The sequence below is a fragment of the Pseudomonas sp. SWRI22 genome, from assembly GCF_014268395.2.
Taxonomy (GTDB): domain Bacteria; phylum Pseudomonadota; class Gammaproteobacteria; order Pseudomonadales; family Pseudomonadaceae; genus Aquipseudomonas; species Aquipseudomonas paracarnis.
In genome coordinates, this window is the sequence record NZ_JABWQK020000001.1 from 2,137,261 (window position 1) to 2,149,643 (window position 12,383).

10 protein-coding genes are annotated in these 12,383 nt (G+C 60.9%); 5 read left to right on the forward strand and 5 right to left on the reverse strand.

Annotation, left to right across the window (positions count from 1 at the left end; translation table 11 throughout):
* Nucleotides 1–130: 130 nt before the first annotated feature.
* The 3 genes from cysN to HU730_RS09470 form a co-directional block, all read right to left on the reverse strand.
* On the reverse strand, nucleotides 131–2,029 hold the full coding sequence (gene cysN / locus HU730_RS09460) for a sulfate adenylyltransferase subunit CysN (RefSeq protein ID WP_003188392.1): 1,899 nt from the start codon (nucleotides 2,027–2,029) through the stop codon (nucleotides 131–133).
* Nucleotides 2,030–2,038: 9 nt separating this feature from the next.
* Nucleotides 2,039–2,956 (reverse strand): sulfate adenylyltransferase subunit CysD, encoded by a 918-nt coding sequence (gene cysD / locus HU730_RS09465; RefSeq protein ID WP_054896879.1) that lies wholly within the window; start codon nucleotides 2,954–2,956, stop codon nucleotides 2,039–2,041.
* 253 nt (nucleotides 2,957–3,209) lie between these two features.
* Nucleotides 3,210–3,968 (reverse strand): Nif3-like dinuclear metal center hexameric protein, encoded by a 759-nt coding sequence (locus HU730_RS09470; protein ID WP_020302961.1) that lies wholly within the window; start codon nucleotides 3,966–3,968, stop codon nucleotides 3,210–3,212.
* A gap of 101 nt (nucleotides 3,969–4,069) precedes the next feature.
* On the opposite strand from HU730_RS09470, the gene algW reads away from it, so the two are divergent.
* Complete coding sequence (gene algW / locus HU730_RS09475; RefSeq protein ID WP_054896877.1) at nucleotides 4,070–5,230, forward strand: Do family serine endopeptidase AlgW; 1,161 nt, start codon at nucleotides 4,070–4,072, stop codon at nucleotides 5,228–5,230.
* A 112-nt stretch (nucleotides 5,231–5,342) separates the two neighbouring features.
* The gene (locus HU730_RS09480; RefSeq protein ID WP_186526968.1) at nucleotides 5,343–7,436 is read left to right on the forward strand and encodes a TonB-dependent siderophore receptor; all 2,094 of its coding nucleotides are present in this window, start codon (nucleotides 5,343–5,345) and stop codon (nucleotides 7,434–7,436) included.
* Between the two features lie 524 nt (nucleotides 7,437–7,960).
* On the opposite strand, the gene hemH is transcribed toward HU730_RS09480, so the two are convergent.
* Both hemH and HU730_RS09490 read right to left on the reverse strand, forming a co-directional pair.
* Complete coding sequence (gene hemH / locus HU730_RS09485; protein WP_034128066.1) at nucleotides 7,961–8,986, reverse strand: ferrochelatase; 1,026 nt, start codon at nucleotides 8,984–8,986, stop codon at nucleotides 7,961–7,963.
* Between the two features lie 14 nt (nucleotides 8,987–9,000).
* On the reverse strand, nucleotides 9,001–9,900 hold the full coding sequence (locus HU730_RS09490) for a TIGR01777 family oxidoreductase (protein ID WP_186526969.1): 900 nt from the start codon (nucleotides 9,898–9,900) through the stop codon (nucleotides 9,001–9,003).
* Between the two features lie 212 nt (nucleotides 9,901–10,112).
* Between HU730_RS09490 and HU730_RS09495 the strand changes: the two genes are divergently transcribed.
* From HU730_RS09495 to HU730_RS09505, 3 genes are all read left to right on the forward strand, one after another.
* The gene (locus HU730_RS09495) at nucleotides 10,113–11,099 is read left to right on the forward strand and encodes an FAD-dependent oxidoreductase (RefSeq protein WP_014716849.1); all 987 of its coding nucleotides are present in this window, start codon (nucleotides 10,113–10,115) and stop codon (nucleotides 11,097–11,099) included.
* A complete protein-coding gene (locus HU730_RS09500) occupies nucleotides 11,096–11,311 on the forward strand; it encodes a TIGR02450 family Trp-rich protein (RefSeq protein WP_014716848.1) in 216 nt (71 codons plus the stop codon). The genes HU730_RS09495 and HU730_RS09500 overlap by 4 nt, the downstream gene beginning before the upstream one ends.
* 112 nt (nucleotides 11,312–11,423) lie before the next feature.
* Nucleotides 11,424–12,383 (forward strand): DUF523 and DUF1722 domain-containing protein, encoded by a 960-nt coding sequence (locus HU730_RS09505; protein WP_034128069.1) that lies wholly within the window; start codon nucleotides 11,424–11,426, stop codon nucleotides 12,381–12,383.

Consider the following 12,383-nt stretch of genomic DNA (forward strand, 5'->3'; position numbering starts at 1 on the left):
GGATAAATAAACTGACAGTCCGCCATCGCAGGCAAGCCAGCTCCCACAGTGATCGAGTCCACATTTGAGAATATGTAAAAAGCCCGCCACCGATCACTCGGTGGCGGGCTTTTTTGTGCGGTTATAAAGCTTAGATCGCGCCGCGCTGACGCAACAGCTCCAGCACTTGCTTGACGCTGTCTTCCAGCGACAACGCCTGGGTGTCGATCACAAGGTCGGCATTCAACGGCACGTCATAGGGGAAGGATTCGCCAGGGATGTTATCCCCACCGGCCGCGTACAAACCTTGCGGGTCACGCTCGGCGCACACCAACGGCGATGCCTGCACGTAGACGGTCAGCAGTCGGTCCGCACCAATCAGCGCCTTGGCCTGTTCACGGCCTTCGGCATCCGGCGCAACGAAAGCCGCCAGGGTCAGCAGGCCGGCTTCGTTGAACTGACGCGCCACATGAGCCGCACGACGCCAGTTCTCGGTACGCCCGGCACGGTCCTGCGGCAACCCTTTGTTCAGGTCGTGACGCAGGTTCTGGCCGTCCAGCACGAACACCGCACGGCCCATGTCGAACAGCTTGCGCTCGACCGCATAGGCCAGAGTGCTCTTGCCAGCGCCCGACAAGCCGCTGAACAACACCGTGGCCGGCTGCTGGCCGAAACGCAGGGCGCGCTCTTCGGTGGCGACATGCGCCAGGCTGCCGTGCTGCGCAGCGCCGCCATGACCCACCGGTGGCGCGATGATCATGCCCGCGGCGACCGTGCCGTTGGTCAAACGATCGATCACGATGAACGCGCCGGTGGTGCGGTTGCTGTCGTAACCGTCCAGGGCGATGGCGGCGTCCAGGCTGACCTTGACCCGGCCAATTTCGTTGAGCTGCAGCGAACTCGCCGGGCCTTCGGCCAGGGTGTTTACGTCCACGCGGTGCACGATGCTGGTGATGGAACCCGGCACGTAGCTGGTGGCGCGTTTGATGTCGTATTTCTTGCCCGGCAGCATCGGTTCTTCGGCCATCCACACCAGCATGGCGTCGAAGGCGTCGGTCACTTGCGGCACGTTGTCGGCATGCACCAACAGGTCGCCACGGGAGATGTCGATCTCGTCTTCCATGGTCAAGGTCACGGCCTGGCCTGGGCCTGCGTGTTCCAGCTCACCTTCAAAGGTGACGATGGATTTGACGCGGCTGCTCTTGCCCGACGGCAATACCACCACTTCGTCGCCCTTGTGCACGATGCCACTCGCCAGGGTGCCGGCAAACCCACGGAAGTTCAGGTTCGGGCGATTGACGTACTGCACCGGGAAACGCAGGTCGGTGTAGTTGCGATCATTGGCGATCTCGACAGTCTCCAAGATCTCCATCAGCGACTGCCCGGTGTACCAGGGCGAACGCTCGCTCTTGTTCACCACGTTGTCGCCCTTGAGCGCCGACATCGGCACAAAGGCCAGGGTGCTCGGCTTGAATGCGATACCTTCGGCGAACTTCAGGTAATCGGCCTTGATCGACTCGAATACGCTTTGGTCAAAGCCGTTGATGTCCATCTTGTTGATGGCCACCACGATGTGTTTGATACCCAGCAACGAGGCGATATAGCTGTGGCGACGGGTCTGGGTCTGCACGCCGTAGCGGGCGTCGATCAGGATGATCGCCAGGTCACAGGTGGACGCACCAGTGGCCATGTTGCGGGTGTACTGCTCATGGCCGGGGGTGTCGGCGATGATGAATTTGCGCTTGGCGGTGGAGAAATAGCGATAGGCAACATCAATAGTGATGCCCTGCTCACGCTCGGCCTGCAGGCCATCGACCAGCAACGCCAGGTCGATATCGTCACCGGTGGTGCCGGACTTTTTCGAGTCGCGGGTAATGGCTTCCAGGTGATCCTCGTAGATCATCTTGGAGTCGTGCAGCAGGCGCCCGATCAGGGTGCTCTTGCCGTCGTCGACGTTGCCGCAGGTCAGGAAGCGCAACATTTCTTTGCGCTCGTGCTGGCCCAGGTAGGCGAGGATGTCCTCGCTGATCAAATCAGATTGATGCGACATGACAGCCCCTTAGAAATAGCCTTGACGTTTTTTATCTTCCATCGAGCCTGCACCATCGTGGTCGATGACACGGCCCTGGCGCTCGGAAGTTCGCGTCAGGAGCATTTCCTGAATGATGTCCGTCAGCGTCTCGGCTTCGGACTCCACCGCGCCCGTCAACGGGTAGCAGCCAAGGGTGCGGAAACGTACTTTCTTTTTGACGATGCGGGCTTTGTCTTCCTCGGACAGGTGCTCGAGGATGCGATCGTCGTCGATCATGATCAACGTGCCGTTCTTCTCGATCACGTCGCGCTCGGCGGCGAAGTACAGCGGCACGATCGGGATGCCTTCCAGGTAGATGTACTGCCAGATGTCCAGCTCGGTCCAGTTGGACAGCGGGAATACGCGGATCGACTCGCCCTTGTTGACGTTGCCGTTGTAGACGTTCCACAGCTCCGGGCGTTGGTTCTTCGGGTCCCAACGGTGCTTGCTGTCGCGGAACGAATACACGCGCTCTTTGGCACGGGATTTCTCTTCATCGCGACGGGCACCGCCGAATGCTGCGTCGAAACCATGCTTGTCCAGCGCCTGCTTGAGGCCCTCGGTCTTCATGATATCGGTGTGCTTGGCACTGCCGTGGGTGAAAGGGTTGATGTTCTGCGCCACGCCATCGGGGTTGATGTGGGTAATCAGGTCCAGGCCCAGCTCCTCGACCATCTTGTCGCGGAACTTGTACATCTCCTGGAATTTCCAGCGAGTGTCGACGTGCATCACCGGAAATGGCAGTTTGCCCGGGAAGAAGGCCTTGCGTGCCAGGTGCAGCATCACGGCGGAGTCTTTACCGATCGAGTAGAGCATCACCGGGTTATCGAACTCGGCGGCGACCTCGCGGATGATGTGGATGCTTTCCGCCTCCAGCTGTTTCAGATGCGTCAGTTTGTCGACCATGGTTACTCACGGAAAAACGATCTTATGGACGGCCAGCGGGCCGTGTTCGAGCGAGGCATGCTAGCACAGCAACTTCTTCTATTTAGGGCGCCAGCTAGACCGAAACGATATATGAATATGCCTCCGAGTTTGGCGCTCAACTCGGTCAATGGGGGAGCTGGCTTGCCTGCGATACAGGCGCCCCGCTCATTCAGGCTGACCGAGGTGATGCCATCGCAGGCAAGCCAGCTCCCACAGTGTTCAATGCTGTGCTTTAGATCGGATTGGGGCAGTCGATGAACAGATGCTCCAGGGCAAAGCGCCGCGCCAGGTAGTCGCCCAAGGCCTGCACGCCGTAGCGTTCGGTGGCGTGATGGCCGGCGGCGATGAAGCTGATGTCGTTTTCCCGGGCGCTGTGGAAGGTCTGTTCAGACGCTTCACCGCTCAGGTACAAATCGACACCCGCGGCAATCGCCTGGTCGATGTAGCCCTGGCCGCCACCGGTACACCAGCCGACGCGGCGAATCATCTCGCTGCCTTCGATCAGCAGCGGTTCGCGGCCCATCACGTCCTGCACGCGACGGGCGAAGTCACGAGGTGACAAGGGCTCGGCCAGGGAGCCGACCAGCCCGACGATTTTTGGGTTGCCCGGGTCCAGCGGGCCTTCGACGGTGATGTCCAGGTGGCGAGCCAGTTGCACGTTGTTGCCGACATCAGCGTGCAGGTCCAGGGGCAAGTGGTAGGCCAGCAGGCTGATGTCATGCTTGAGCAGGGTTTTGAGACGGCGCTGCTTCATGCCGGTGATGCACGGGTTTTCGCCCTTCCAGAAGTAACCGTGGTGCACCAGCACCAGGTCGGCCTTGGCTTCGACGGCGGCGTCCAGCAGGGCTTGGCTGGCGGTCACGCCGCTGACGATGCGCATCACTTGGGGCCGGCCCTCGACCTGCAGGCCATTGGGGCAGTAATCGGCAATTTTGGCGCTGCCGAGGTAGCGGTCGGCTTCCTCGACGAGGGTAGTAAGGGGCACGGCCATAAAAGACTCCTAAATATCCCGTTCGCAGGCGTCACAGCCTCGTATAATGCGCGACATTATGGGCGCTCTCCCGCCCCCTGCAACCTGTCAGGACTTACTTGATGCTCAAGGCACTGCGTTTTTTTGGATGGCCATTGTTGGCTGGCGTGCTGATCGCGATGCTGATTATCCAGCGTTATCCCCAGTGGGTGGGCCTGCCCACACTGGATGTGAACCTGCAACAGGCGCCGCAGACCAACACAGTGGTGCAAGGGCCGGTGACCTATGCCGATGCCGTGGTCATCGCCGCTCCGGCGGTGGTCAACCTGTACACCACCAAGGTCATCAACAAGCCCGCGCATCCGTTGTTTGAAGACCCGCAATTTCGCCGCTACTTCGGTGACAACGGCCCCAAGCAGCGCCGCATGGAATCCAGCCTCGGCTCCGGCGTGATCATGAGCCCCGAGGGCTACATCCTCACCAACAACCATGTGACCACGGGCGCCGACCAGATCGTGGTGGCCCTGCGTGACGGCCGCGAAACCCTGGCCCGCGTGGTGGGCAGCGACCCGGAAACTGATCTTGCGGTACTCAAAATTGATCTGAAGAACCTGCCGGCCATCACCCTCGGCCGCTCCGACGGTTTGCGCGTGGGCGATGTGGCGCTGGCCATCGGCAACCCGTTCGGGGTGGGGCAAACGGTGACCATGGGCATCATCAGCGCCACCGGGCGTAACCAGTTGGGCCTTAACAGCTACGAAGATTTCATCCAGACCGACGCCGCGATCAACCCCGGCAACTCGGGCGGTGCGCTGGTGGACGCCAATGGCAACCTGACGGGCATCAACACCGCGATTTTTTCCAAGTCCGGCGGCTCACAGGGCATTGGGTTTGCGATCCCGGTGAAGCTGGCGATGGAAGTGATGAAGTCGATCATCGAGCACGGCCAGGTGATTCGCGGCTGGCTGGGCATTGAGGTACAGCCCTTGACCAAGGAACTGGCCGAGTCATTTGGCCTGACCGGGCGTCCAGGCATCGTGGTAGCGGGGATCTTCCGCGACGGCCCGGCGCAGAAAGCCGGCCTGCAACTGGGCGATGTGATCCTCAGCATCGACGGCGCCCCGGCGGGTGATGGCCGCAAGTCGATGAACCAGGTGGCGCGGATCAAGCCGACCGACAAGGTGGCGATCCTGGTGATGCGCAACGGCAAGGAGATCAAACTGTCGGCGGAAATCGGCCTGCGCCCACCACCGGCGACCGCACCATTGAAAGAAGAGCAATAACCGTCGCGATCCTAGCGCCCGTTCGCGGGCGCTGGTAAGGCTACATTTCTTAGCGATTCATTCTCATTAGGCATGTTATATTGTTTCAATATCGCTATTGGAACGCTCTATCATGCCGTCTCGAAAGTTTGTGCCCTTGGCCGGCCTGGCCCTGGGTTTGCTGCTCGACCCTGCCTACGCCGAAGAAAACACCTTGGAACTGGACACCATCAGCGTCACTTCTGACGCCTATGAATCCGCCACCGGCCCGGTCGACGGCTACCGCGCCACCCGCTCTGCCAGTGCGACCAAGACCGACACGGCCTTGCGCGACATCCCGCAATCGATCAGCGTGATTCCTGCCACGGTACTCAAAGACCTGGGCAGTACCAGCGTGGAGCGCGCCCTGGAATTCGCTGGCGGCGTATCCAAGCAAAACAACTTCGGCGGCCTGACCCTCTACGAATACAGCGTGCGCGGCTTCACCACGTCCGAGTTCTACCAGGATGGCTTCAGCGCCAACCGTGGTTACCCCAGTACCCCGGACGCGGCGAATATCGAGCGCATTGAAGTGCTCAAGGGCCCCGCCGCCAGCCTGTATGGGCGTGGCGATCCCGGCGGCACGGTGAATATCGTCACCAAGAAACCACAGCCCGAGGCCTTCACCACGCTGCAGAACAGCGCAGGCAGTTGGGACCGCTACCGCACGGCGCTGGATGTGAATACGCCGCTGGACAGCGAGGGGCGCGTGCTGACGCGAGTGAACCTGGCCGTTGAAGACAACCACAGCTTTCGCGATCACGTGGACGCCAAGCGTGTGTTTGTCGCGCCCTCCTTCAGTTGGCAACTGGACCCGGACACCACCCTGCTGGTGGAAAGTGAGTTCGTGCGCCACAGCTCCACCTTCGACCGAGGCATCGTCGCCAATACCGGCATGTCCCATTCCACCTTCCTCGGCGAGCCCAACGACGGCAATATCCGCAACCACAACAACCGCATTCAGGCGGCGTTGGAACACCACCTCAACGACGCCTGGAAACTGCGCCTGGCCAGCCATTACAAGCAAGGCAGCCTGTGGGGCGATGCTTCGGAAAGCCGAGCGTTGAACGCAGACGGCCACAGCGTCAATCGCCGCTACCGTGAACGCTCCACCGGTTGGCATGACAGCATCACCCAGCTAGAACTGCGCGGGGTGTTCGATATCGGCAGTTGGCAACATGAACTGTTGATCGGTACCGAGTACGAGGATTACCGCAAGAAAGAGCGCGTGACGGCGATCGCAGGCGACTATCCCATCGACATCTACAAGCCGGTGTACGGCCAGCCCAAACCCAACGGCAAACGCTCCGGTACCGACTTCTTCGAACAGACCAAAAGCCACGCACTCAACCTGCAAGACCAGATCATCTTCACCGACCGCCTGCGCGGTATGATCGGTGCGCGCTTCGAACACTTCGAACAAAGCACCGACGACTTCACCCGCAACCACGCCAAGAGCCGCCAAACCCACGACGCCTTCACTCAGCGCGCCGGCCTGCTCTACCAGCTCACGCCAGAAGTCGGCGTGTTTGCCAACGCCTCCACGTCGTTCAAGCCCAATAGCGGCCTGGATGCCGCTGGCAAGTCCTTCAAACCCGAAGAAGGCGTGGGTTATGAGGTGGGGGTCAAGAGCGAGCTGTTTGACGACCGCCTCAGCGCTACCCTGGCGGCCTTTCATATCGAAAAGGAAAACGTGCTGACCCTGGACCCGGCGACCAACCTCAACCGCGCCATGGGCAAGGCCCGCAGCCAGGGGTTCGACCTGCAAGTAACCGGGCAAGTGACCGACGCAGTCCGCGTGATCGGCGCCTTGGCCTACATCGACGCTGAAGTGACCAAGGGCGACAAAACCATCCCCACGGGCAGCCGCATTCTGGGCGTGGCCAAGCGCAGTGGCAGTGTGTTGGGCGTGTATGAGTTCCAGGAAGGCGCGTTGCGTGGCTCAGACCTGGGCGCAGCGTTCACCTATGTAGGTGACCGCTCAGGCGAAGCCGGCACGGGTTTCGAACTGCCCGCCTACCACACCGTGGATTTGCTGGCCCATTACAAGGCCACGCAGAACGTGACGGTGGGGCTGAACCTCAACAACCTGTTCAATGAAAAGTACTACGAGCGATCCTACAGCAACTATTGGGTCAACCCGGGTGAGCCGCGCAACTTCACGGTTAGCCTGACCCTGGATCTGTAGATACAGTCAAAATGTGTGGCTTGCCTGCGATGACCATAGGTAATCACGATGCGAAGCGAGCCGCTCTTGATCTTGATCTGCATGTGATCTTGATCTCAGGCGCCCCGTTGAGCCACGCTGGCCGAACGCAGGCTTGAATTCGTGGGTAACCCGGCAGGACGCCGGGTTAGCCGCCCCGCGCCATGGATGGCGCGTGGCGGCGGCCCACGGATTCAAGCCTGTGTTCGGGCACACCGAGCCTAGGCGAGGTGCCGAGTGGTGGGGCAAGAGCCCTTTGGTTACTTTGGGCTGGGCCGGCATTCCGGCTCTTTTCCAAAGTGACCCGCTGTAAAAGCGGAACCCTAAGCAGCCGTTACCGCAGGAATGGATATGTACACAATCCAACTGTGTTGACTGCCATGCCGCCTTCGCGAGCAAGCCCGCTCCCACAATTGGTCCGCGGGGTCGTCAAGTAGGGAAGCGTCGCGGTTAGGCCGCCATCGCAGGCAAGCCAGCTCCCACAATTGGATCACCGCAGGGCTCGATTACAAGGCAACCGGCGCTCGTTCGCACAGGGTATTAAGCGCTGCCGCCCACTGCGGCTCGTCATTCAAGCAAGGCACCAACACCAACTCCTCGCCCCCCGCTTCACGAAATTGCTCGCGACCGCGATCGCCAATTTCCTCCAACGTTTCAATACAGTCGGCGACGAACGCCGGGCACATCACCAGCAGCTTCTTCACGCCTTGCTGGGCCAATGCCTCAAGGCGCGCCTCGGTGTAGGGTTCGATCCATTTGGCCCGGCCCAGGCGGGACTGGAACGCCACCGACCATTTGCCCTCCGGCAAACCCAGCCGCTCGGCCACATCCCGCGCCACGCTGAAGCACTGCGCGCGGTAACAGGTGGCCAGCACTTCAGGGGATGCGTTCTTGCAGCAGTCGGCATCCTTGAAGCAGTGCTGGCCTGTGGGGTCGAGCTTGGTCAGATGACGCTCAGGCAAGCCATGGAAACTGAGCAGCAAGTGATCGTAATCCTGCTCCACATAAGAGCGCACACTCGCCGCCAGCGCATCGAGGTACTCAGGCTGATCGTAGAACGGTTGCAGGATCGAAAACTGCACATTCAGTTGCTTGTCGCGCACCACTCGCTTGGCTTCCTCTATCACCGTGGTGACGGTGCTGTCGGCAAACTGCGGGTACAACGGCGCCAGTGTGATTTTTTGAATACCCTGGGCGGCCAGGCGTGTCAGGACCGTTTCCAGGGACGGCTCGCCATAACGCATCGCCAGTTCCACCGGGCCCTGGGTCCACTGCGCGGTCATCTGCTGCTGCAGGCGGCGGCTCAGCACCACCAACGGCGAACCCTCATCCCACCAGATCGACGCATAGGCATGGGCCGATTGCTCGGGGCGCTTGATCAGGATCAGCGATACCAGCAAGCGCCGCACCGGCCACGGCAAGTCGATCACATAAGGGTCCATCAGGAACTGATTGAGGTAGCTGCGCACATCGGCCACTGAAGTGGACTTTGGCGAACCCAGGTTGACCAGTAACAACGCGTGATCGGTCATGCAACATCCTATCTTTAGAGGCGGCTGGACAAGTCGTCCAGAGCCGCACGCAACTCAGTGAACTGGAAAGTGAAACCTGCGGCCTGCAGCCGTTCAGGCAAAGCCTTTTGCCCGCCCAGCAACAAGCCGGACAACTCACCCAGGCCAACCTTCAACGCAAATGCCGGCATCGGCATGAACGCCGGGCGGTGCAGCACCTGGCCCAGGGTCTTGGCAAATTCGCGGTTGCGCACCGGGTGCGGCGCGCAGGCATTATAAGGACCGTTGGCGTCTTGCTTGTGCAGAAGAAAATCAATCAGGGCGATTTGATCCTCGATATGCACCCAGGGCATCCACTGCCGTCCATTGCCAATCGGCCCGCCCAGCGCCAGTTTGAACGGCAGCAGCAGGCGCGACAAAAAGCCGCCCTCGGCAGACAGCACCAACCCCGTACGCACCAGCACCACGCGAATGTCCAAGGCTTCGGCACGCTGGGCGGTTTCCTCCCAGGCGATACACAACTGGCTGGGGAAGTCATCCAGCACCGGGCCGCTGGCTTCGGTCAGTTCGCGCTCGCCGCCGTCGCCGTACCAACCCACCGCAGAGCCGGAGATCAGCACCGCCGGTTTTTGTTCCAGGCTTTCCATCCAGGCCAGCAAGGTTTCGGTGAGGTGAATGCGACTGTTCCACAGCAATGCCTTGCGCTTGTGGGTCCAAGGCCGGTCCGCGATAGGCGCGCCTGCCAGGTTGACCACCGCGTCCACCGTGCCAATCACCTCTTGTAGGCGAGCCACTCCGAGTACCTGCGCACCGCACACCTGGGCGACCGTTTCCGGTTGCCGGCTCCACACCGTCAGGCGGTGGCCTTGCGCGAGCCAGTGCTTGCAGAGTTGACGGCCGATCAAGCCGGTACCGCCGGTCAGCAAAATATGCATGGGACTCTCCTCATGTAACGTTCGCCGCCGCTCACTGGTCTATTTTATAAGCAGGGATCAATTTGATAATTGAGCGTGACGGGGGTTCAAGCCTTAGCTTAACCATAGGTCACGCCACACAATCAGGCACGCCAAAACTTATACCAAAAAACAATATTGTACAGCTATTGGTGTCGGCGTAGTCTGTACCCAACGGTAAAACGAGGCCTCCCATGACTGTTCCCATCGCGATCATTGGTACCGGCATCGCCGGTCTCTCCGCCGCCCGAGCGTTACAAGACGCTGGGCATGCAGTGCAACTCTTCGATAAAAGCCGCGGCAGCGGTGGCCGCATGTCCAGCAAGCGCAGCGACGCCGGCGCGCTGGATATGGGCGCGCAATACTTCACCGCTCGCGACCGGCGCTTCGTCAACGAAGTGCAGCGCTGGCAAAGCAACGGCTGGGCCGAGCAGTGGAAGCCCCAGCTGTATAACTTCAAGTCCGGGCAATTGACGCCCTCCCCCGATGAGCAGATCCGCTGGGTGGGCACGCCGCGCATGAGCGCCATCACTCGCGCCCTGCTCGACGACTTGCCGGTGGAGTTCGGTTGCCGCATCACCGAAGTCTTCCAGGGCACGCAGCACTGGAACCTGCTCGACGCGGACGGCGGCAATCACGGCCCTTTCAGTCACGTGATCATTGCCACGCCGGCGCCCCAAGCCACCGCGCTGCTGGCCGCCGCGCCCAAGCTGGCGAGCGCCGCCGCCGGGGTGAAAATGGACCCGACCTGGGCCATCGCCCTGGCGTTCGACAAGCCCCTGGATACGCCGATGGAGGGCTGCTTCGTGCAAGACAGCCCCCTCGACTGGCTGGCGCGCAACCGCAGCAAGCCCGGGCGCGATACCACCCTCGACACCTGGGTGCTGCACGCCACCAGCGCCTGGAGCAAGGCCCACCTGGACCTGCCCAAGGAAGCGGTGATCGAACACCTGCACGGCGCCTTTGCCGAATTGCTGCACAGCGCCATGCCCGCGCCGTCGTTCAGCCTGGCGCACCGTTGGCTCTACGCGCGCCCATCGAGCAGCCATGAATTCGGCGTGCTGGCCGACGCCGACCTGGGCCTGTTCGTCTGTGGTGACTGGTGCCTCTCCGGCCGGGTGGAAGGTGCCTGGTTGAGTGGCCAGGAAGCGGCGCGACGCTTGATCGAGCACTTGCAATGAACCGCATCAACCCCGCCAAACTGCTGCTGTCAAAATGGACGGCAGCTCATCCCCGCCACAAGGAAAAACACTTCCTGGTCACCGAATTGTTCCGTGACGACGAGGGCACGGTGCTGGACATCGAACTGCAGGCCATCCTTACTCGGCGCGCCGAACGCCTGCCCTGGCAGACCCTGAAAAACGCTGAGGACTGGAAAATCGGCTGGAAATAAAGCGGCGGCACAAACCTGTACAAAATATTTGACTTGTACAACATCGAGCCTATGATGAGATTTAGTTGTACAAGATTTGTAGCTTGTACAGGATTCTTGCAGAGGTTTGCTTATGTCCAGCCGTGTGAAACCGAAGATCGCCATCAGCGCCTGCCTTCTGGGTGAGAACGTGCGCTTCAATGGCGGTCATAAACAGTCCCTGCTATGCAGCCAGACCCTCAGTGACTATTTCGATTTCGTCCCGTTGTGCCCTGAAGTTGCCATCGGCCTGGGCATTCCTCGGCAAGCGATCCGCCTGGTCGGGGACCCCAACCAACCGCAGGCCGTGGGCAGCGTAAACCCTGCGCTCAATGTCACTCAGCCATTGGACGATTACGGCCAGCAAATGGCCCGGGAACATACCGACCTGTGCGGCTACATCTTCATGCAAAAGTCACCGTCCTGCGGCCTGGAGCGGGTCAAGGTGTACCGCGACAACGGCACGCCCGTCGACGGTGGCGGGCGCGGCATTTACGCCCAGGCGTTTTGTGCTCGACACCCCAACCTGCCGGTGGAGGAAGACGGTCGCCTGAACGACCCGGTGCTGCGGGAAAACTTCCTCACCCGCGTATTCGTGTACGCCAGTTGGCAGCAACTGTTGGCCGACGGCCTTACCCGTCACCGCTTGCTGACGTTTCACTCGCGCTACAAGTACCTGCTGATGGCCCACAGCCCGGCGCATTACAAAAGCCTGGGCCACTTGCTCGGCAGCATGGGCAAGGGCATTGACCTGCAAGCTTTGGCCGACGGTTATTTCAGCGAACTGATGGCGGGCCTGAAAAAATGCGCGACTCGCGGTACCCATACCAATGTGCTGCAACACATCAGTGGCTATCTCAAGCAAGCCATCAGTGCCGATGACAAACAGGAAATGCAGACCGTCATCGGCCAATACCGCCACGGCATCGTGCCACTGGTGGTGCCGCTGACCCTGCTCAAGCACCACTTTCGCCAACACCCGGACCGCTACATCGCGCAGCAGGCCTACCTGCAACCGCACCCGGAAAACCTCAGCCTGCGTAATGCGATCTAA

Coding starts and splice junctions, on each gene's coding strand:
- cysN (WP_003188392.1), bottom strand. CDS start 2,029: ATGTCGCATCAATCTGATTTGATCAGCGAGGACATCCTCGCCTACCTG.
- algW (WP_054896877.1), top strand. CDS start 4,070: ATGCTCAAGGCACTGCGTTTTTTTGGATGGCCATTGTTGGCTGGCGTG.
- HU730_RS09480 (WP_186526968.1), top strand. CDS start 5,343: ATGCCGTCTCGAAAGTTTGTGCCCTTGGCCGGCCTGGCCCTGGGTTTG.
- HU730_RS09505 (WP_034128069.1), top strand. CDS start 11,424: ATGTCCAGCCGTGTGAAACCGAAGATCGCCATCAGCGCCTGCCTTCTG.
- cysD (WP_054896879.1), bottom strand. CDS start 2,956: ATGGTCGACAAACTGACGCATCTGAAACAGCTGGAGGCGGAAAGCATC.
- HU730_RS09490 (WP_186526969.1), bottom strand. CDS start 9,900: ATGCATATTTTGCTGACCGGCGGTACCGGCTTGATCGGCCGTCAACTC.
- HU730_RS09470 (WP_020302961.1), bottom strand. CDS start 3,968: ATGGCCGTGCCCCTTACTACCCTCGTCGAGGAAGCCGACCGCTACCTC.
- hemH (WP_034128066.1), bottom strand. CDS start 8,986: ATGACCGATCACGCGTTGTTACTGGTCAACCTGGGTTCGCCAAAGTCC.
- HU730_RS09500 (WP_014716848.1), top strand. CDS start 11,096: ATGAACCGCATCAACCCCGCCAAACTGCTGCTGTCAAAATGGACGGCA.
- HU730_RS09495 (WP_014716849.1), top strand. CDS start 10,113: ATGACTGTTCCCATCGCGATCATTGGTACCGGCATCGCCGGTCTCTCC.